The following is a 20,845-nucleotide window of genomic DNA, read 5'->3' as shown; positions in this document are numbered from 1 at the left end:
GTAAGCGCTAGCAGCTATTGTTTTCACTGATTACTTTTGCAGCCGCCGCAACTCGAGCACATCGCCCTGTATGGAGACTTGAAACTGTCGCAAGAAATTCTGGCCCAGCAGTGCATCTTGCGCAGTGCGGCCGGTATAGCCGGTACCTACCGTCAGATTGCGCACCTGCAGCGGCCCCACCTGAATGTTTTGCGCCCGCACCAGCCGCCCCATGCGCGGGCCATTCGCAGTCTGAAACTGCACCACCTGCCCACCCTCCAGCCCGGCACGCTGTGCCAAGGCATCGGTCACGGCAATCGATGAAGCCCCCGTATCCACCATGAAGCGCACGGGTTGGCCATTGATGCTGCCATCCGCGTAAAAGTGACCATCGCGCTGGCGCTGCAGTTGCAAACTACCATTGGAGAGAACGACCGCCTCGGAAGGCTGCAGGTAACGCTCCATGGCCACGTACATCACGCCCAGCGCCACCAGCCAAAACAGCGCCATGCCCAGGTTTAAGCGCCACAACGAGCGCCCAGTGTGCCTACGGCGCGTAGCTGCCTTTGCCATCATGGCAGTTGCGGGGCGGCCAGGCGTCGGTGCTCGCCCCCCTCCACCGTGCCAAATCGGGCATCGTTACCTTCCCACTGGGCTCGGTAGCCACGGATGGCGTCCAAGTCCTTGCCCAAGAAGTTCCACCACATGGTCACTTGCTCGGCAAAAGGCGTGCCACCCACCAACAGCAAGCGCGTGCCAGCGTGTAGTTGCAGCGCAAGTTGTGTGCGGCCAGGCGCCAAATAAGCCAGCTCATCGTGAACGAAAGCTTGGCCGTCCAGTGCAAAGCCGCCAGTCAAGGCCACCAGCCCATATTCAAAGTCTGCCTGCAGTTCCAGCGCTAGCGCTACACCCGCATCTGCGCGCACGTCCAAGCCAATCAATGGCGAATGCAGCTCGGTCGGAGCGGTATGTGTGCCATAGCTACCTGCCATCAGTGACCATACACACCCCTGCGCTTGCCACTGCGGCACCTGCGCGTAGTGCGCAAATGCCGGCGGTTGATCGGCTACCGCATCGGGCAAGGCAATCCACAACTGTGCAGCGTGAATGCGGCCACCGGGCGTCACAGAATCTTCGGTGTGCGAGATACCGTAGCCTGCCGTCATCAAATTGACCTGCTGCGGACGCACAATTTGCACAGAGCCCAAGCTGTCGCGGTGCATGACTTCGCCTTCCATCATCCACGTGAAGGTCTGCAGCCGAGTGTGCGGATGCGCACCCACGTGCATGCCCCCGCCTTGCGGGAACTGCAGCGGCCCCAAATGATCCAGAAAACACCATGCGCCAATCATGCGCCGCGCTTTCGTGGGCAAAAGGCGGGCAATCTCCATCCCCTCCCCCAAGCTGCCTTTGCGGCCGGTAATGCGTTGCACTGCAGGAAAAGTAGGCTCAGACATGCAGTTCTCCTTGGAGGGATTGGGATCGTAGGTCGCTGACTGCGAATCTACCGCAGCATCTGGCAGGCCAGTGCCTGCACTGCTGCGGCCGAAAGGTCATTGGCTGGCAGGCTCTGGCGCTGGGGCCATTGTGTGAAATGCTTGGACTGCGAACGCTCGTACTGCGGGTCGTAGTGCAAGCGCATAAGCTCTTCAAACAAGGCGGGCAAATCGCCCTCGCGGGCCCACGCTTGCCAGCGGGCAATCGTTTCGTTGCCCTGTATCTCTTTCAGAAAACCCAACCGCTCGCACAGACTCTCGACGTCATCCCCCAGGTAGGCATAGTCGCGCAGCAAATATTCCAGCCGCGCCTGTGGCGTGGCATCAATTTCCACCACGGCAGATTTGCGCATGTGCTGCACCAGTTGCAAGGGCAGTGCGATACGGCCAATCTTGGGGCTTTCTCCTTCGATAAACACGGGTTGACTTACATCCAGCGCTTTCAGCTCTTGCGCCAGCAAAGTATCGAAATGCTTTTGGCTGGGCTGAGCAATACCCGGCAGCCCCCCCAGCAAGGAACCCTTGTGGCGCGCCAGCCCTTCCAAATCCAGCACTTGTGCGCCTTGTTCCTTCAACGCGTGCAGCAGCCTGGTTTTGGCGCTGCCCGTAGCACCGCACAGCACGCGCAGTTGCAATTGCGGCACGATGGCCTCCGTCACTTCCAGCACATGGTGGCGAAATGCCTTGTAACCGCCCGCCAATTGCTGCGCATCCCAGCCCACCAGGCGCAGCCACGTCACCATGGAGCCGCTGCGCAAACCGCCGCGCCAGCAATAGACCAAGGGTTTCCAGTTCGCAGGTTTGTCCGCAAAAGTGGTGTGCAAATGCCTGGCCAAATTGGCAGCCACCATGGCCGCACCCAGACGTTTGGCCTCAAACGGACTGACTTGCTTATAGATAGTGCCAATCGTGACCCGCTCTTCATTGCTGAGCACAGGGCAATTGATGGCACCCGGAATGCGGTCTAGTTCAAACTCTGCAGGGGTGCGGGCGTCAATGATGCAGTCGTACTGCGCAATATCAGTAACGCGAACGGGTTGGCGGTGGGACATGAAAATTCAACAGTGCTTATGCGGGCGCTCAGGCTCGACAGTCTTTTCCACAGCGTGGTGTGTGGATACCAGGCAAGGATGGTCGAGCCTCGACACGCCTCCGCCGCAGCAGAGAACCTTGATGACAAGGTATGAATTGTCACCGTTCTCGCCTGCTCCTGCAGAGCACACGGCAGCAGTGGCAGTGCAGGTGTTGTCTTACATCCGACTGCGAGGGTTTGCAGCGGTATAGACATTCACAATCTATGCAACCATATGCATACATTCCCCGTCAGCCTTCATCGGTTAAAGACTGGAATGTAGGTCTTGTATGAGACACATAACTAGAATCCTGCCTACAAGCGTCAAGTTTTAAAAAGGTAACCCCATGGTGCAACTATCCAGACGCCAGTTCATGCAAGTGACTGGTTCGAGTCTGGCGGCATCCAGCTTGGCAGTGATGGGCTTCTCGCCCACCGCCGCTCTTGCTGAAGTACGCCAGTTCAAGCTGGCCGCTACCACCGTCACACGGCAGACATGCACGTACTGCTCGGTCGGTTGCGGTCTTTTGATGTATTCGTACAGCGACGGTGTCAAGAACGCCAAGCTGTCCGTCATGCACGTTGAAGGCGACCCAGATCACCCTGTTAACCGCGGCACACTGTGCCCCAAGGGTGCTTCGCTGCTCGACTTCGTGCACAGCCCCAACCGCCTCAAGTACCCTGAGTACCGCGCTCCTGGCTCTACCGAGTGGAAGCGCATGTCTTGGGACGAAGCCTTGGACCGTATCGCCAAACTTCTGAAAGAAGACCGCGACGCCAACTTCGTTGAGAAGAATGAAAAGGGCCAAACGGTTAACCGTTGGCTCACCACCGGCATGCTGGCTGCTTCAGCTTCCAGCAACGAAGCCGGTTACGTCACACACAAGGTAGCCCGCTCCTGGGGTCTGCTGGCGCTCGATAACCAAGCACGTGTCTGACACGGCCCGACGGTGGCAGGTCTTGCCCCGACGTTTGGCCGTGGAGCCATGACCAATCACTGGGAAGACATCAAGAATGCTGATGTGATTCTCGTGATGGGTGGTAACGCAGCAGAAGCTCACCCCTGTGGCTTCAAGTGGGTCACCGAAGCGAAGGAGCACAACGGTGCGCACTTCATGGTGGTCGATCCCCGTTTCAACCGCTCCGCATCGGTTGCCGATTTCTACGCCCCTATCCGTTCGGGCTCGGACATCGTATTCCTGGGCGGCATCATCAATTACCTGTTGACCAACGACAAGATCCACCATGAGTACGTGAAGAACTACACAGACTTCTCGTTCATCGTGCGTGAAGATTTTGCGTTCGACGAAGGTATCTTCTCGGGCTACAACCCCGAAACTCGCACTTACGATAAATCGTCGTGGGATTACGAGCTGGGTGAAGATGGCTTTGTGAAGGTTGACCCCACGCTGCAGCATCCACGCTGCGTGTACCAGTGGCTCAAGCGCCACTACGCAAGCTACACCCCCGAAAAGGTGGAAAGCATCTGCGGTACACCCAAGGCAAAGTTCCTGCACGTTGCTGAGCAATTCGCGTCGACCGCAGTTGCTGGCCGTGTTGCGACCATCATGTATGCCCTGGGCTGGACCCAGCACACCACCGGCGCACAGATGCTGCGTACAGGTGCCATGATTCAGCTGCTGTGCGGCAACATCGGTGTGGCTGGCGGCGGGATGAACGCATTGCGCGGTCACTCCAACATCCAGGGTCTCACGGACTTGGGCATCTTGTCTGCTTCGTTACCAGGTTACCTGACGCTGCCCAACGAAAGCGAGCAAGAGTACGAGAAGTACATTGGTGCACGTACACCCAAGATGCTGCGCCCCGGCCAGATGAACTATTGGGCCAATACGCCCAAGTTCCACGTGAGCCTGATGAAAGCATGGTGGGGCCCTGCTGCGACTGCCGAAAACAACTGGGCTTATGACTATCTGCCCAAGTTGGACAAGCAGTACGACATGCTGCAGATCACCGACATGATGGTGCAAGGCAAGGTCAATGGTTACATTGCCCAAGGCTTTAACCCATTGGCATCGCTGGCCAACTCGAACAACGTTCGCAATGGCTTGAGCAAGCTGAAGTTCTTGGTCGTGATGGATCCGCTGGTCACAGAAACTTCCGAGTTCTGGAAGAACCACGGTGAGTTCAACGACGTAGACAGCGCTTCGATCCAAACCGAAGTATTCCGCCTGCCCACCACCTGCTTCGCAGAAGAAGACGGCGCAGTCGTGAGTTCCTCACGCGTGCTGCAGTGGCACTGGAAGGCCTCGGACGCTCCGGGCGAAGCCAAGACCGACATTGCGATCATGTCTGGCCTGCACCTGCGCTTGAAGAAGATGTACGAAAAGGACGGCGGCAAGTTCCCCGACCCCATCGTCAATCTCTACTGGCCTTATGCACAGGCAGCACACCCAACCTCCGAGGAAATTGCCAAGGAGTACAACGGTCGTGCATTGGCAGATATCAAGGACGCCAATGGCAACGTCATCCGCAAGGCTGGCGAGCAACTGGGCGGTTTTGGTGAGATGCGTGATGACGGCACCACCTTGGGTGGTTGCTGGATCTGGGCTGGTAGCTGGACTTCGTCGGGCAACCAGATGGCTCGTCGCGACAACAGCGACCCCACCGGCATTGGCAATACGCTGAACTGGGCTTGGGCATGGCCTGCCAACCGCCGCATTCTGTACAACCGTGCATCGTGCGACCGTCAGGGCAATCCGTTCAACCCCAACCGCGTGCTGATCAAGTGGGATGGCAAGAAGTGGGCTGGCGCTGACGTGCCAGACGTGGCGGTGGGCCTGGATCCAGAAGTCATCAACCCCTTCATCATGAACCCCGAAGGCGTGGCTCGCTTCTTTGCTCGCAAGGGCATGAACGAAGGTCCGTTCCCTACGCACTACGAAGCGTTCGACAATCCATTGGGCTACAACCCGATGTACCCCGAGAACAAGCTGGCGGTGATCAACCCCGCTGCACGTATCTTGGAGTCGACCAAGGGTACCGCTGGCGATCCGAAGGACTACCCACACGTGGGTACTACTTATCGCCTGACCGAGCACTTCCACTACTGGACCAAGCACGTTCAGCTGAACAACATCATTCAGCCTGAACAGTTTGTGGAAATTGGTGAAGCGCTGGCCAAGGAGTTGGGCATTGAGACCGGCCAAAAGGTCAAGGTCTCGTCCAAGCGCGGCTTCGTGAAGGCAGCGGCTGTGGTGACTAAGCGCATCAAGCCCATGCAGATCGACGGCAAGACCATCCACCACGTGGGTATCCCCATCCACTGGGGCTTCTCGACGACAGGTCGCAAGGGCTACATGGCCAACAACCTGACCGCATCGATTGGCGATGGCAACAGCAACACCCCTGAGTCCAAGACCTTCTTGGTCAAGGTCGAGAAGGCATAAGGAGGAATAGCTGATGTCTTCAACCATGTCTCTCGATATCAAGCGTCGTTCCGCAACGACTACGCCTTCGCCGAGCGCACGCGGTGCGCACAGCGGAGAAGTGGCCAAGTTGATCGACGTCTCCAAATGCATTGGCTGCAAGGCTTGCCAAACAGCATGCATGGAGTGGAACGATCTGCGTGACGAAGTCGGCACATTGGCTGCCGGCGTGTATGACAATCCAACCGACCTCACGGCCGATTCTTGGACTGTCATGCGCTTCACGGAATACGAAAACGAAGCCACAGGCAACTTGGAATGGCTGATCCGCAAGGACGGCTGTATGCACTGTGAAGACCCAGGTTGCCTGAAGGCCTGCCCATCGCCCGGTGCGATCGTGCAGTACGCCAACGGCATCGTGGACTTCCAGCAAGACCAGTGTGTGGGCTGCGGTTACTGCGTGACCGGCTGCCCATTCAACATTCCACGTATTTCCAAGAAGGACCACAAGGCGTACAAGTGCACCTTGTGTTCGGATCGCGTGGCTGTGGGCCGTGAACCTGCTTGCGTAAAGACCTGCCCCACCGGCGCCATCATGTTTGGCACCAAGAAGGCGATGCACGACCAAGCAGAGCGCCGCATTGGCGATCTGCAAAAGCGTGGCTACGCCAATGCTGGTTTGTACGACCCTGCCGCTGTGGGTGGCACACACGTCATGTATGTGCTGCACCACGCCGACAAGCCTTCCCTCTACAAGGGCCTGCCCGACGATCCCAAGATCAGTCCTATGGTTTCTCTGTGGAAGGGTGTTGCCAAGCCTTTGGCTATGGCAGCTTTGGGCGCAGCCGCTGTTGGCAGCTTGTTCCACTACATCACCAAGGGCCCGAACGAAGTGTCCAAGGACTTGGAAGATGAAATGGACCGCAAGGACGCCGAAGCCGAGAAGAAGGAGAACGGCCAATGAAACGCAATCCACGCGACCTCGTGCGCTATAACGCATCGGAACGCGCCAACCACTGGGTGGTAGGCATTTGCTTCATCTTGCTGGCTTTGTCTGGCTTGGCGTTCTTCCACCCCGCCTTCTTTCCGCTGACTCAGCTGTTCGGTGGCGGCCCCTGGACCCGCATCCTGCACCCCTACATTGGTGTTGTGATGGCGGTGTTCTTCATCATCATGGCGTTGCGCTTCTGGCGCTTGAACGTGATTGAGCCGCGCGATATCGAGTGGCTCAAGAACGTGAACAAGATGATTGATGGCGACGACCACGACATGCCTGAACAAGGCAAGTACAACGGCGGTCAAAAGCTGTTGTTCTGGGGCTTGGTCATCGGCATGGCCTTGATCACCGTGTCGGGCTTTGTGATGTGGCGCGCTTGGTGGAATCTGCCCGTGGACATGGTCCGCGTAGCTTCTACCCTGCACGCTATCGCAGCCGTGTGGATGATTGGTCTGATCATCATGCACGTCTATGCGGCTATTTGGACCCGCGGCACCGTGCGCGCAATGATGTATGGCACAGTGACCCGTGCTTGGGCCAAGCAACATCACCGCGGCTGGTATCGCAAGGTAACTGGCGACAACGACTGAGCCAGACGACTGATCGAAAAATAGAAGTCACTTAGACGCTTGTTGATTACCGCCGGACGCCCCAAGCTGGGCGTACCGGCGGTTTCAATTTAGGGATTCCTTTTATGCAACAACGCATTCTTCAACCCGGCGAAATCGAAGCGCTGGACAAGACCTCTTTCCCGCGCATTCTGCTGCCTCAAGTGGGCAGCTTGTTTCTTGAGCGTGCGGCGCGCCTGCGCCAACTCTCTGAGGACAACCCGATTGCGGACTACCTGCAATTTGCAGCCAAAATCGTGGATGCTCAGCATGCAGCGCAAGCATCGGTAACGCTGCAGCCACTGGACACCAGCACCATGGAGCGCGCGCAGCAGTTCTCCATGCCGCTGCTGCCAGCAGCCGAACATATTGACCCCGCTTGGCACCAGGTGCTGGATGCCATGCTGGACACCCTTGCTGGCAACGAAGGCTTGCCAGAGCCGCTGCAGCCCCTGATTACCTCTTTGCGTGAGCTGGCTAAGGAAGAGCGCGACGAAATCGCCACCCGCCTGCTGCAAAAAGAGGTAGCGGCCCGCCACATCGGCATGGCGCCATTTATCATGGCTGCCTTGCAAGTGACCTACGCCAAGCGTGCGGCAGCGCTGAATGCTGCGGACGTTCCGTACACAGACCCTGCATCCATCTGCCCCGTCTGCGCCAGCGAGCCTGTGGCAAGCGTGCTGCGCATTGGCGGCAAGGCCAATGGCCACCGCTACCTGCACTGCGGCACCTGCTGCACCGAATGGCACATGGTGCGCGTGAAATGCTCACACTGCGAATCCACCAAGGGCATTCACTATGAAACCATCGAAGGTGGCAACGATGCTATCACAGCGGAAACCTGCGATGAATGCGGCACCTACCGCAAGATCGTGAACCAGGAAAAAGACCCGATGGCCGAGCCTCTGGCCGACGATCTGGCCAGCCTGATGCTGGATTTGTTGATGAGTGAGAACACCAAGTTCAAGCGCTCCAGCGCCAACCCCCTGCTGTTTGTTGCTGTGGCGGAAGAGCAAGCTGAAACCCAAAATCAAGGCTTGGTAGACCCTGCGGCACAATAAACGCTGCCACTTGCCGAAAGGCCGCTGCGGCGGCCTTTCTTTATTGGTTTTTGAAAAAGAGTTGCTACCTTGAATACTGCCGCACCGCGTCTGCCCTCCGTGGACAAACTGCTTCAACACCCCGTCTTGCAAGGCTTGCAGACTGAATTTGGTCGCGCCAGTGTGACCGATGCAGTGCGGCAAGTTTTAGACGGCCTGCGCCCCCAACTGCGCGAAGGCAGCTTGCAAGCTGCACAGGTTGAAGAAGCCGCATTGACCCAAGCCGTGCACGAGCGCCTGACAGCGCGTTTTGCACCCCGCCTGAAAACCGTGTTCAACCTCACAGGCACGGTGCTGCACACCAACCTGGGCCGTGCCCTGCTGCCGCAGGAGGCCGTGGATGCAGTCGTCGAAGCCCTCACCAACCCCGCCAACCTCGAATACGACCTGGCCACTGGGGGCCGTGGCGACCGCGATGATCTGGTTGAGCAACTGATTTGCGAACTGACCGGGGCAGAAGCTGCCACCATCGTCAACAACAATGCCGCTGCGGTGCTGCTGGCGCTGTCTACGCTGGCAGCGGGCAAAGAGGTGGTGGTGTCGCGCGGTGAACTGGTGGAAATTGGTGGCGCCTTCCGCATCCCCGACATCATGAAACGTGCAGGCTGCCAGTTGGTAGAAGTAGGCACCACCAACCGCACGCACGCCAAAGACTACGCCGAGGCGGTGACTGAGCACACCGCTCTGCTCATGAAGGTGCACACCAGCAACTACGAAGTGGTGGGCTTTACCAAGGCCGTCTCCGACGCCGAAGTCACCGCCATGGCCCATGCCCGTGGCCTGCCCATGATGGTGGATTTGGGCAGCGGCACCTTGGTCGATCTGCGCGACTGGGGTCTGCCCCATGAAGTCACTGTGCGCGAAACCGTGGATGCAGGGGCGGACATCGTCACCTTCAGCGGCGACAAGCTGCTGGGGGGCCCGCAGGCAGGCATCATCGTCGGGCGCAAAGAGCTGATCGCCAAAATCAAAAAAAATCCCATGAAGCGTGCCCTGCGCGTGGGCAAACTCACGCTGGCAGCGCTGGAGCCCACGCTGCGCCTGTACCTGCACCCCGAAAAACTGGCCCAGCGCCTGACCACGTTGCGCCTGTTTACCCGCCCCCCAGCCGACATGCAGGCCCAAGCCGAACACTTGGCCCCCCAACTGCAAGCCGTGCTGGGTAACGCGTGGGTGGTGGAGACTGCAGCCATGCACAGCCAGATTGGCAGCGGCGCCCTGCCCGTGGAAAGCCTGCCCAGCTATGGCCTGAAGCTGTACCCAGCCAGCGGCAAGCAAGCCGGCCGCCAGCTCACCCAACTGGAAGCACGCCTGCGCGCCCTGCCCCGCGCCGTGATTGGCCGCTTGCACGACGACGCGCTGTGGCTGGATCTGCGCTGCCTGGAAGCCGCCATGCAACCGCAGTTTGAGCAGCAGCTGCACGCGCTTCAAACCTCAAATTCATAGCTATCAGTGCTTGCTGCATAAGCGCTGGAGGGCAATTTGACCCCTATTTTTCAAGACTGACCAGGAAATGTTTGCATGATCATCGGTACCGCCGGACACATTGACCACGGCAAAACCACCTTGGTGCGCGCCCTCACGGGCGTGGAAACCGACCGCCTGAAAGAAGAGAAGGCACGCGGCATCTCGATTGAGCTGGGCTACGCCTACGCGCCCCTGCCCAATGGTGATGTCATGGGCATCATTGATGTGCCTGGCCACGAGCGTTTTGTCCACACCATGGCCGCAGGCGCTGTGGGCATTGATCACGCCTTGCTGGTGGTGGCTGCCGATGACGGCGTCATGCCGCAAACGCTGGAACATTTGGAAATCCTGCAACTGCTGGGCGTCAAAAAAGGCACGGTGGCCCTGACCAAGGTTGACCGCGTGTTGCCTGAGCGGGTGCAAGAAGTCAAGCTGGAGATTGCCGCCATCTTGTCGGTGTCCTCGCTGCATGACAGCCCTATTTTTGAAACTGCCGCCAGCCAGCCGGGCGATGCCGGTGTGCAAGCCTTGCGCGAGTACCTGCAGGTGCAAGCGCAAATGATGCCCGCGCGCGCGCAAGACGGCCTGTTCCGCCTGGCTGTAGATCGTGTCTTCACCTTGCCCGGCCAAGGCACGGTGGTCACCGGTACGGTGTTCAACGGCAAGGTCAGCGTGGGAGACAACTTGGTGCACTCTGGCAGCGGCCAAGCGGTGCGCGTGCGTAGCATCCATGCGCAAAACCAGGCTGCCGACATCGGCGTGGCAGGCCAGCGTTGTGCGCTGAACCTGGCAGGCATTGCCAAGGAAGACATCATCCGCGGCGACTGGATTGCCGACGCACGGGTGCTGCAAGCCAGTGACCGTATCGATATTCGCCTGCACCTGCTGGCCGAAGCACCGCCCATGCAGCAGTGGACGCCGGTGCACGTCCACATCGGCACCCAGCGCTGCACCGCCCACGTCGCACTGCTGCAAGACAGTGCCAATGAGCCCGGCACCGAAGTGCCCGCGCAGCTGGTGCTGGACCACCCCGTATTCACCATCCCCGGTGACCGACTGATTCTGCGCAACGCCCAAGCCAGCCGCACCATTGCAGGCGGCATGGTGCTTGACCCCTATGCCCCAGCCCGCAAACGCCGCAGCGCTGAGCGCATGGCTTATTTGCAAGCGCTGGAATCCCTCATCACCACCGGCAGCCCATCGGCTTTGGTTCACCACGCCAACCACGGCATCAGCCTGTCGCAACTGCAGCGCCTGTCTGGTCGCGCCTTGGACAACCTCGCGCTGCCGGGCACCCAGCACATCCCGCAGCCCGACGGTGACGCGGTGCTGATTGACGCCGAGCGCTGGCAGCGCCTACAGCAGCAAGTGCTGGACACCCTGGCGCGTTTTCACGAAAAGTACCCGGACGAGCCGGGCATCAACGCCGCCCGCCTGCGCCGCATGGCGTGGCCCGGGCTGATCCACCCCCAGCACGACAAACTGTGGCGCGCCCTGCTCGACGAGATGCTGGCAGCGCAGCAACTCACCAGCAGTGGTGCATGGCTACACCTACCCGGCCACAGCGTGCAACTGTCGGCGCCCGAGCAGACCCTGGCCGAGCAACTGCTGCCGCGCCTGCAGGACGGTCGCTTTGATCCACCCTGGGTGCGCGATCTGGCGGCCGACACCGGCACGGGCGAAGAAGTGGTGCGCCAGCTGCTGCGCAAGCTGGCACGCCAGGGCGACATCTTTCAGGTCGTCAAAGACTTGTTCTACACCGCCGCCAACATGGATGAGCTAGCCCGCATCATCAAAGAGCTGGCCTCTGCCACCCCCAACGGCGAAGTGGTGGCACGAGAGTTTCGCGACGCCACCGGCTTGGGCCGCAAGCGCGCTATCCAGATAATTGAGTGCTTTGACCGCCTGGGCTACACGCGCCGCGTGCGCGACGCTCACGTGCTGCGCCCCGATGCACAGTGGCACAGCCAAGTGAAAAAAGGATGAAATTGCCCGCGCACGCAGACGGAGCATGCGCGAACAGCTACAATTTGCACCTCTTCTCAGGAAGGCAATCGTGCCCGGTGGTGCGGCCGGGCTTCAAACCCGGTGGAGGGTGTTAGCCACTCTCGGGTTGGTTCGACTCCAGCTGCTTTCCGCCAGATTTCACCAAGCCCCTGCCCTTCAAGGCAGGGGCTTTGTTATTTGTCCCCAATCCAACGGGGCACAGCCGTTGCGACATAACCGCAAGCGCTAATACAGACCGCATCTGGCGCACAATGGTGGCTATTTCTTTCTCCATGTGCGAGCCACTCCCGTGCTGCGTGCAGCCACTGAATCACCATGACCCAAGCATCTGATACCGCCACAGCCCCCCGCCTGACCTCTTTGTCGCACGGCGGCGGCTGTGGTTGCAAAATTGCCCCCGGCATCTTGGCCAAGCTGATTGGCCAAAGTACCTTGCCCAAACAGTTCTTCCCCGACTTGCTGGTGGGTACCGAAACCGCCGACGACGCTGCCGTCTACCGCATCAATGACGAGCAAGCGATTGTGGCGACGACCGACTTTTTCATGCCCATCGTGGATGACCCCCACGACTTTGGCCGTATTGCTGCCACCAACGCCCTGAGCGACATTTACGCCATGGGCGGCACACCGCTGATGGCGCTGGCCATTGTGGGCATGCCAATCAATGTGCTGCCGCACGAGACCATTGCCGCCATCTTGGATGGTGGCGCTTCGGTCTGCCAGGAAGCAGGCATTCCATTGGCCGGCGGCCACTCGATCGACTCCGTAGAGCCTATCTATGGCCTGGTGGGCATTGGCATCGTCAACCCCAAGCAGATGAAGCGCAATGCCGATGCCAAGGCCGGCGATGTGCTGATTTTGGGCAAGTCCCTGGGGGTCGGCATTTTGTCGGCCGCGCTCAAGAAGAACCTGCTGAATGAGGCGGGCTACCAGTCCATGGTGAATGCCACCACCTTGCTCAACCGCCCGGGCACCGAGCTGTCCAAACTGGACGGCGTACATGCGCTGACCGATGTGACAGGCTTTGGTCTGCTTGGGCACAGCCTGGAGCTGGCTCGTGGTGCCCAGCTGACCGCGCACCTCAACGCCCAGGATTTGCCCGTGCTGCCCGGCGTGCTGGAGCTGGCCGAGCAAGGCATCTTCACCGGTGCCTCTGGCCGCAACTGGGCCTCTTACGGGGAGGCCGTGCGTTTGGCCAGTCACATCACCGACACCCAGCGCGCCTTGCTGACCGATCCGCAAACCTCTGGCGGCTTGCTGGTGTCGTGCAGCCCTGAAACCGTGGAGCAGGTGCTGGCCATTTTCCGCAACGGTGGTTTTGCCGATGCCGCCATCGTGGGGCATATGCAAGCAGGCCCGGCCGAAGTGCTCGTAGCCTGAACGAGGCCCCGCCATGCTTTACGGATGCTGGCACCGACAAAGCCACCTTCCATAATCAAAAAAGCCCTTGGTAATCGCCAAGGGCTTTTTTCATGCGCTGCAGCAGCAAAGCAAACTGTGCACGCTGCGCCTTAAGCCAGCGACTTGTGTTGCATCCATTCGCGCGCCTGATCCAGCGCATAAGCCACGGCGTGCTCGGCCGTCTCAAACACAGGGCTGAAGGTAAAAAACCGCTGGTAGCGGGCAGTGCCTTCACCGCTGTCAATGCTCAGTTGCGAGACAAAGCCTGCGCCTTGCGCCTGCTGCGCGTTGGAGACAAAGGTAAAGCGGTCCATGGTGATGCGCTGGTGATAGCTGTGATCCATCAGGCTGTCCTTTCCGTTGGGGCGACCTAGCGCCCATGCACCACCGTCGTGGTCGTGCTGTAGGTTGATTTTTTGATTTCAACCTACAGCATAGATCGTGCCTGTGTCAGTGCTATGACAAAAAAAGTAGCAGCTTGCGCAGATTTACCAAACACATAAGATGCCAACCACCCTCAACCCATTGATCAGCAAGCGCTAGCAGCTATCAAATTTCAGCAAACCACATAATCAGCCGCCATAGCGCCTGTGCGCTGCCTTAGGCCTGCTGCGCCGCTGGCGGCGTGCTGCTGTGCAGCCCCAGCACCATGCGGCTGTTGACCAACCAGTCTTCCATGATGGTGTCCAACGGGCCTTGGGGCTGCAGCAGGTGCGGCCACTGGCGCACGCAGGCCTCAACGCAGCTTTCGACCTGCCACAGCGCTTCTTTGTTGATCAACACCAGCTCTTGCATGCTGCTGGGGTCTTCTTCAAACATCTTCAGCCAATCCGCCTGCTGGCGCGGGTGGGAGCCTGATTCCGCCAAAGATTTCTCCAGGCTTTGCATGCGCGTGTCCACATAAGACACTGCTGCTGCGCCTGGCAGGCTCTGCCACACCTCGGGCAATTTGCGCTTGCACAACGCCCAGTGCTGCATCACCGTGGCCAGCGTTGCCACCACTTGGCGCACTTCGGCGCTGGTGTGCGCAGGCCCGTCGGCAGCGCTGGGTTCTTCTTGCGCCAGCAAGTCATACACGTGCTGTGTCAGCGTGGCATCAAAGCGGCTGTGGTTCATGCGCAGCATCAGCGACAGGCGCTGCCCGGGCATATCCGTGAACTTGCTGTAGAAGGCAGATATCACCTCTGCCAGCATCAAAATGCGTCCCCAGGGCGAAATCTCGTCGCCTTTGGCGTGGCGGGGGTAACCGCTGCCATCCAGACGTTCATGGTGCTCCAGCACCGCATCTTCTACGCGGCGCGAATACACGCCCGTCTCGCGCACCACCAGCATCGCCGTGATGGAGTGCGCGGCCAGTTGCTTGCGCTCTTGCACGGTCAGTTTGTGTTTGGCATTCTTCCAGCTCGGTGGCATATACAGCATGCCCACATCGTGGAGCAAGGCAGCCGCCGCCAGCTCCGCACAATCTGGCACCGAAAAGCGCTGCTTCACCGCCAGGAAGACGGCGGACATCATCATCAAAATGCTGTGCTCAAACAGCTCGGGCAAGTGGTGGCGCATCACCGTCATCTTGAAAGACGCTTGCTGCGGCCACTGCATGTGGCGCAGCACCTCCATCAGCATGTATTGCTGCGCCCCCAGGTGTGCAGACAGTTGCCTGCCCAGTTGCGTTGAACCAGACAGCAGCATGACTTGCGCTTCCAGGCTGGGAATATCTACCGCGTTTTGCACCTTAAGCTGGTCATCAATCGGTATGTGCAGCTGGTGCAGCTTGAGGCGCTCATACAGCCGGTGATCAATCCGCGCGCCGGTGTCCAGCAGCTTGACGCCACTCGCCGCGTAAATAGCAGACCCCGCCACCACTTCTTGGGTGTCGGCCAAATTCGACACCGCCTGCAGATAATGTGGGTCATTGATCAAGGAGGCACTGCTCAGCAGTGTGGCTGCGTCCTCTGCGGTTTCCGAATCCATGCTGCACACTCTAGTTGTAACTAGTGCGATGTTAGTAGATTCAGTCTAAAAAGAAGCCCACTGCGGAGTGGGCTTGATGTAAGTTAATAAACGCAGGCGTCTCAGCGCAACAGGGTCACGCCGCTTTTGCTCTGGATTTCTTCAAAGCTCACACCCTCGGCCAGCTCCACCACTTTCAAGCCATCGGGGGTGACGTCCAGCACGCCCAAGTCCGTGATGATGCGATCCACCACGCCCACACCTGTCAAAGGCAAGGTGCACTGTGGCAGGATTTTCATGTCGGTGGTGCCATCTTTTTTCTTGGCCACATGCTCCATCAGCACAATCACGCGTTTCACGCCTGCCACCAGGTCCATGGCACCGCCCATGCCTTTGACCATCTTGCCAGGGATCATCCAGTTGGCCAGATCCCCCGTCTCGCTCACTTGCATGGCACCCAGGATCGACAGGTTGATCTTGCCGCCACGAATCATGGCAAACGACTGGTCGGACCCAAAAATGGACGAGCCTGCAATCGTGGTCACCGTTTGCTTGCCCGCATTGATCAGATCGGCATCGACCTGATCTTCTGTGGGAAAGGGGCCAATACCCAGCATGCCGTTTTCAGACTGCAGCCACACTTCTTTATCGCCCGTATGGTTGGCCACCAGCGTAGGAATGCCAATACCCAGATTGACGTAGAAACCGTCTTGCAACTCTTGGGCCGCCCGCGCGGCCATTTGATCTTGCGTCCAAGCCATATCAAACTCCTGCCTTCTCAGTGATGGTGCGCTTTTCAATGCGCTTTTCGGGGGTGGCGTTGTGCACAATGCGGTGCACATAAATACCGGGCAGATGGATGTCGTCCGGCGCAATCTCGCCCACTTCCACCACCTCTTCCACCTCCACCACGCAGACCTTGCCGCAGGTAGCGGCTGCGGGGTTGAAGTTGCGTGCTGTCAGGCGGAATTGCAGGTTGCCGCTTTTGTCGGCACGCCAAGCCTTCACCAGCGCCACATCGGCCACGATGGCGCGCTCCATCACATAGGTCTCACCGTCAAACTCGCGCAGCTCTTTGCCTTCCGCCACTTGCGTGCCTACCCCGGTTTTGGTGAAGAAGGCTGGAATGCCCGCACCACCAGCGCGCATCTTCTCTGCCAAGGTGCCTTGGGGCGTGAATTCCAGCTCCAGCTCACCCGCCAGATACTGGCGCTCAAACTCTTTGTTCTCACCCACGTAGCTGGCAATCATCTTCTTGATTTGGCGGGTCTCCAGCAGCTTGCCCAGGCCAAAGCCGTCCACACCTGCGTTGTTGGATGCAATCGTCAGATCCTTCACACCGCTGTCTCGCAGTGCATCGATCAAGGCCTCGGGGATCCCACACAGGCCAAAGCCACCAACGGCCAGCAACTGACCATCAGCCACCACACCTTGTAAGGCAGCAGCCGCTGAGGGATAGAGTTTTTTCATGTTGTCTCCTTGTTTACTATCGCTGCTTCATACGATACTACCTATCCGCATACGTAGTATTTCCTAGAGAGTTGCACCATGGAGCTAGATCATCGCCTTGCTTTTGAGCTCGCCCCCGTGGGCCTTGTGATCTCGCGCAATCGCATCATGGTGGACTGCAACCTGCGCGTATGCGAGATGTTTGCCATGTCACGCGAGATCATGGTGGGCCAGTCTTTCCAAATTCTGTATCCCAGTGTGGACGAGTACGAGCGTCTGGGTGCGCGCATGGCGCCTATCCTCAACGCCAAGGGCACCTACTCCGACAACCGCATCATGAAGCGCAGCACGGGCGAGACCTTCTGGTGCCATGTCAGCGGACGCGCGCTGGACCGCCACAACCCGCATGCGGAGGGCATCTGGAGTTTTGAGGACATGAGCGAACAACGCCCTGTCAAAGCCGGGCTCACCGGACGTGAGCGCGAAGTGGCCGCGAAGTTGCTGGAAGGCCTGACCTCCAAGGAGATTGGCCGCACCCTGGGAATCAGCCACCGCACCGTAGAGATTTACCGTGCCCGATTGATGCGCAAATACGATGCCAGCACCACCGGTGACCTGGTGCATAAACTGCTGTCTTTGACATAAAAGCGCAGCAAACGCCATGCATCCTGTGCCCATGTTTCTGCGGGCCTTGGACTGGAACAGCGGCCTCATCTGACATACGCCTTCGCATGAGACTGCGCAGAATATTGCGAATGCAACCCACAAGATGTGGCCTGAAATCCTTTATCAGTGCGATGTTTAAAAACAATCAATCTGGTATTTATTTCGATAGTTTTTGATTAAAAATACAAGCACTCGATCAAATTCAACACGCACAGAGCCAAACGGACAGCCTCTTTGCGCAGCCCTCTAGTCTGTCCACCAGCACAAGGAAGCTTGCGATGAACCGCCTTACCACCGCAGCCGGCGCACCGGTACCCAACAACCAGGACTCTCTGACTGCCGGCCCTCGTGGCCCCATGCTGCTGCAAGATTTGTGGCACCTGGAAAAGCTGGCGCACTTTCACCGTGAAGTGATTCCAGAGCGTCGCATGCACGCCAAGGGCTCGGGTGCTTTTGGCACCTTCACTGTCACTGGCGACATCACGGCCTACACCCGTGCCAAGGTGTTTTCTGAAATTGGCAAGAAAACCGAGTTGTTTGCGCGCTTTTCCACGGTCGCCGGTGAGCGCGGCGCGGCCGACGCCGAGCGTGACATCCGCGGTTTCGCCGTGAAGATGTACACCGAAGAGGGCAACTGGGACTTGGTGGGCAACAACACCCCGGTATTCTTCTTCCGCGATCCGCTGAAGTTCCCCGACCTGAACAAAGCCGTCAAGCGCGACCCCTACACCAATATGCGCTCGGCAGAAAACAACTGGGACTTCTGGACCGGCCTGCCCGAAGCCTTGCACCAAATCACCATCGTGATGTCCGACCGCGGCATTCCCAAGGGCTACCGCCATATGCACGGCTTCGGCTCGCACACCTACTCCCTGATCAACAAGGAAGGCGTGCGCCACTATGTGAAATTCCACTGGCGCTGCCATCAAGGCATTGAAAACCTCAGCGACCAAGAAGCCGCTGCCGTGGTGGCCCATGACCGCGAATCTTCACAACGCGACCTGCTGGAAGCGATTGACCGCGGTGACTTCCCCAAGTGGACGCTGTGCGTGCAAATCATGACCGAAGAGCAAGCGAAAACCTACCGCTTCCACCCTTTCGATCTGACCAAAGTCTGGTCCAAGAAAGACTTCCCCCTGATTGAAGTGGGTGTGATGGAGCTCAACCGCAACCCCGACAACTACTACGCGGATGTCGAGCAGGCCTCGTTCGCACCGTCCAACCTGGTGCCCGGCATTGGCCCCTCGCCAGACCGCATGCTGCAGTCCCGCCTGTTCTCGTACGCGGATGCGGCACGCTACCGCCTGGGCGTGAACCACCACCAAATCCCGGTGAACGCCCCGCGCTGCCCCACCAACTACTACCACCGCGATGGCGCCATGCGTATTGACGGCAACTTTGGCCGCACCATTGCCTACGAACCCAACACCAAGGGCGCGTGGCAAGAGCAGCCCGAGTACGCGGAACCCGTGGAAAAGCTGTATGGCGACGTAGCGCGCTGGGACTACCGTGAAGATGACAGCGACTACTTCACCCAGCCCGGTGACCTGTTTCGCCTGATGACACCCGAAAAGCAGCAACTGCTGTTTGCCAACACCGCCCGCAACATTCATGGTGTGTCGCAACACATCATCGACAAGCACATCGAGCACTGCACCAAGGCCGACCCCGCCTACGGCGCAGGCGTGAATGCGGCGCTGGAAGCCCTCAAAGCTGGCAAGCTGTAAGCAGCGACCGCTGCACGGCACCGTGTTGGGACATGCGGCTCACCGCAATCCCAACTCTATGCCCATAGCGGCGGCGCATGCCCGGCCCTCTTTGCCCCGTGCGAAGAGGGCTTTTTTGCAGCCACACCGCCGCTGCGGGGGCCACCATCAACCCACCGTCTCCAGCGCACTGCGCGTTGATGGGAGGGTGGCTGCATAAGGCTGGGTATGGCTGCAGCACCGTTGCTTAACGCTGCCTCCCGTACCGACTAACTTGCTTATTTGCTTAGTTAGGCAGTTGATCCGCCTCAGGCACAGCCACTTGCAAATGCAAGATGGTGAAATACAGCGCCACATCGCCTTGCTGATCGACATAGGTGCCCACTGCCCGCTGCAAGCGAGCGGCAATGCTCAGGCACTCCATACCCACAGGCTTGCCCCCTTGCAAACGGGGCGTCGTCAGCAGGGCCAACTGGTTCTCGCGCCCAAAATCATGCACCACTTCCAGCGCCTGGCCGTGCTGCGCAGGAATGGCCTCATTGGCCCAGCTCCAGACAAAGCTGCCCTCTTGGTCACTGCTGGTGCCCACCAGACACACCGTGGCAATCACCTCATGCAGCGGTGCCTCAAAAGCCAGCAGCGCACGCTCCAGATCCCAGCGGCATTTCAAGGGCGCGGTCAACCCCATTTGCTGCGGCCATTCGGCGTTGCGGGCCACCATGGTTTCGGCGGCTTCGCGGCTCCATGCCGCCCAGTCTGTGGTGTGAAGTGCTTGGCTCATTCCCAATCCGTTGTGCTGTAGGAGCTGCCGATTGTCAGCTACATGACGACCTTGACGCAGCCATATGGCTATGCTGATCCCAAGCCCCCTGCACAGTCCAGCCACGGGCCACAAGTACAACCACCGGAGACACCACCATGCCCAGCGCGCGCTACCCTTTTCCCGACCTGAATACCCTGCCCGAAGATCTGCGCAGCCGCATTCTGGAAGTGCAAGAAAAAGCCGGCTTCATCCCCAATGTGTTTTTGGCGTTTGCCCGCCGCCCTGCCGAATGGCGCGCTTTTTTTGCCTACCACGATGCGCTGATGCTCAAAGACGGGGGTAGCCTGACCAAGGGTGAGCGCGAAATGATCGTCACCGCCACCAGCGCTGCCAACCAGTGCCTGTACTGCGTGGTGGCCCATGGCGCCATGTTGCGCATTTATGAGAAAAAACCGCTGGTGGCCGACCAGGTGGCCGTGAACTACCGCAAAGCCGACATCACGCCCCGCCAGCGCGCCATGCTGGACTTTGCGATGAAGGTCTGCCTGCACAGCCACGAGGTGGAAGATGCCGACTTCGCCGCCTTGCACGCCCACGGTTTTGACGATGAGGACATCTGGGACATTGCCGCCATCACCGCGTTCTTTGGCTTGTCCAACCGCATGGCCAGCTTCAGCGGCATGGCGCCCAACCCGGAGTTTTTTCTGATGGGGCGCATCCCCAAGGCCAAGCCTTAAGCCAGCTGCCCTGGACGTTCAGCCATGCCAACGAGTGGTTGAACCCATAAAACCATAGCTG

Annotated in this window: 18 protein-coding genes and 1 tRNA gene; 11 read left to right on the top strand and 8 right to left on the bottom strand. The window is 59.2% G+C overall.

Features of this window, described 5'->3' with window-relative positions; all coding sequences use genetic code 11:
- Positions 1 to 30 precede the first annotated feature (30 nt).
- The 3 genes from QEP12_RS15290 to mnmH all read right to left on the bottom strand — a co-directional run bounded on the left by QEP12_RS15290 (position 31) and on the right by mnmH (position 2,527).
- On the bottom strand, positions 31 to 489 hold the full coding sequence (locus QEP12_RS15290) for a retropepsin-like aspartic protease family protein (protein WP_284214784.1): 459 nt from the start codon (positions 487 to 489) through the stop codon (positions 31 to 33).
- Between the two features lie 62 nt (positions 490 to 551).
- Complete coding sequence (locus tag QEP12_RS15285; RefSeq protein WP_174863588.1) at positions 552 to 1,436, bottom strand: pirin family protein; 885 nt, start codon at positions 1,434 to 1,436, stop codon at positions 552 to 554.
- A gap of 47 nt (positions 1,437 to 1,483) precedes the next feature.
- Complete coding sequence (mnmH, locus tag QEP12_RS15280) at positions 1,484 to 2,527, bottom strand: tRNA 2-selenouridine(34) synthase MnmH (RefSeq protein ID WP_174863589.1); 1,044 nt, start codon at positions 2,525 to 2,527, stop codon at positions 1,484 to 1,486.
- Between the two features lie 367 nt (positions 2,528 to 2,894).
- Here mnmH and fdnG point away from each other — a divergent pair, with 367 nt between their 5' ends.
- From fdnG to selD, 8 genes are all read left to right on the top strand, one after another.
- A complete protein-coding gene (fdnG, locus tag QEP12_RS15275; protein ID WP_219162099.1) occupies positions 2,895 to 5,954 on the top strand; it encodes a formate dehydrogenase-N subunit alpha in 3,060 nt (1,019 codons plus the stop codon).
- A 13-nt stretch (positions 5,955 to 5,967) separates the two neighbouring features.
- Positions 5,968 to 6,897 carry a formate dehydrogenase subunit beta gene (gene fdxH, locus QEP12_RS15270; protein ID WP_284214783.1) on the top strand — a complete coding sequence of 310 codons (930 nt, stop codon included), beginning with the start codon at positions 5,968 to 5,970 and terminating at the stop codon, positions 6,895 to 6,897.
- Positions 6,894 to 7,520 carry a formate dehydrogenase subunit gamma gene (locus QEP12_RS15265; protein WP_284214782.1) on the top strand — a complete coding sequence of 209 codons (627 nt, stop codon included), beginning with the start codon at positions 6,894 to 6,896 and terminating at the stop codon, positions 7,518 to 7,520. Before fdxH ends, QEP12_RS15265 begins: the two co-directional genes overlap by 4 nt.
- 104 nt (positions 7,521 to 7,624) lie before the next feature.
- Positions 7,625 to 8,599: a formate dehydrogenase accessory protein FdhE gene (gene fdhE, locus QEP12_RS15260; RefSeq protein ID WP_284214781.1), complete on the top strand. Its 975-nt coding sequence runs from the start codon at positions 7,625 to 7,627 to the stop codon at positions 8,597 to 8,599.
- 69 nt (positions 8,600 to 8,668) lie between these two features.
- The gene (selA, locus tag QEP12_RS15255; RefSeq protein ID WP_431308100.1) at positions 8,669 to 10,084 is read left to right on the top strand and encodes an L-seryl-tRNA(Sec) selenium transferase; all 1,416 of its coding nucleotides are present in this window, start codon (positions 8,669 to 8,671) and stop codon (positions 10,082 to 10,084) included.
- Between the two features lie 75 nt (positions 10,085 to 10,159).
- Entirely contained in the window at positions 10,160 to 12,091 is a 1,932-nt protein-coding gene (selB, locus tag QEP12_RS15250) for a selenocysteine-specific translation elongation factor (RefSeq protein ID WP_284214780.1), read from the top strand.
- A gap of 59 nt (positions 12,092 to 12,150) precedes the next feature.
- Positions 12,151 to 12,246 (top strand) — tRNA-Sec (locus QEP12_RS15245).
- A gap of 181 nt (positions 12,247 to 12,427) precedes the next feature.
- On the top strand, positions 12,428 to 13,492 hold the full coding sequence (gene selD, locus QEP12_RS15240) for a selenide, water dikinase SelD (protein WP_284214779.1): 1,065 nt from the start codon (positions 12,428 to 12,430) through the stop codon (positions 13,490 to 13,492).
- 131 nt (positions 13,493 to 13,623) lie between these two features.
- Here selD and QEP12_RS15235 read toward each other — a convergent pair whose 3' ends face one another.
- From QEP12_RS15235 to QEP12_RS15220, 4 genes are all read right to left on the bottom strand, one after another.
- On the bottom strand, positions 13,624 to 13,857 hold the full coding sequence (locus tag QEP12_RS15235) for a DUF6566 family protein (protein WP_284214778.1): 234 nt from the start codon (positions 13,855 to 13,857) through the stop codon (positions 13,624 to 13,626).
- Between the two features lie 256 nt (positions 13,858 to 14,113).
- Complete coding sequence (locus QEP12_RS15230) at positions 14,114 to 15,484, bottom strand: HD-GYP domain-containing protein (RefSeq protein ID WP_284214777.1); 1,371 nt, start codon at positions 15,482 to 15,484, stop codon at positions 14,114 to 14,116.
- 101 nt (positions 15,485 to 15,585) lie between these two features.
- Positions 15,586 to 16,224, bottom strand: coding sequence for a 3-oxoacid CoA-transferase subunit B (locus QEP12_RS15225; protein ID WP_174863596.1), 639 nt, complete (start codon positions 16,222 to 16,224; stop codon positions 15,586 to 15,588).
- A gap of 1 nt (position 16,225) precedes the next feature.
- Positions 16,226 to 16,933, bottom strand: a complete 708-nt coding sequence (locus QEP12_RS15220) for a CoA transferase subunit A (RefSeq protein ID WP_174863597.1) — start codon at positions 16,931 to 16,933, stop codon at positions 16,226 to 16,228.
- 78 nt (positions 16,934 to 17,011) lie between these two features.
- On the opposite strand from QEP12_RS15220, the gene QEP12_RS15215 reads away from it, so the two are divergent.
- Together QEP12_RS15215 and QEP12_RS15210 are read left to right on the top strand one after the other, a co-directional pair.
- Entirely contained in the window at positions 17,012 to 17,557 is a 546-nt protein-coding gene (locus QEP12_RS15215) for a PAS and helix-turn-helix domain-containing protein (protein WP_174863598.1), read from the top strand.
- A gap of 299 nt (positions 17,558 to 17,856) precedes the next feature.
- A complete protein-coding gene (locus QEP12_RS15210; protein ID WP_284214776.1) occupies positions 17,857 to 19,305 on the top strand; it encodes a catalase in 1,449 nt (482 codons plus the stop codon).
- 265 nt (positions 19,306 to 19,570) lie between these two features.
- Here the strand turns inward: QEP12_RS15210 and QEP12_RS15205 are convergent, their stop codons facing one another.
- Positions 19,571 to 20,065, bottom strand: a complete 495-nt coding sequence (locus QEP12_RS15205) for a DUF6882 domain-containing protein (protein ID WP_174863870.1) — start codon at positions 20,063 to 20,065, stop codon at positions 19,571 to 19,573.
- Positions 20,066 to 20,202: 137 nt separating this feature from the next.
- Between QEP12_RS15205 and QEP12_RS15200 the strand changes: the two genes are divergently transcribed.
- Positions 20,203 to 20,784 carry a peroxidase-related enzyme gene (locus QEP12_RS15200; RefSeq protein WP_284214775.1) on the top strand — a complete coding sequence of 194 codons (582 nt, stop codon included), beginning with the start codon at positions 20,203 to 20,205 and terminating at the stop codon, positions 20,782 to 20,784.
- Positions 20,785 to 20,845: the final 61 nt, after the last annotated feature.

Origin of the sequence: Comamonas jiangduensis (assembly GCF_030162955.1) — a bacterium.
In the GTDB taxonomy this organism is placed as follows: Bacteria; Pseudomonadota; Gammaproteobacteria; order Burkholderiales; family Burkholderiaceae_C; genus Comamonas; species Comamonas jiangduensis.
This window is presented reverse-complemented; position numbering and strand designations above follow the sequence as displayed.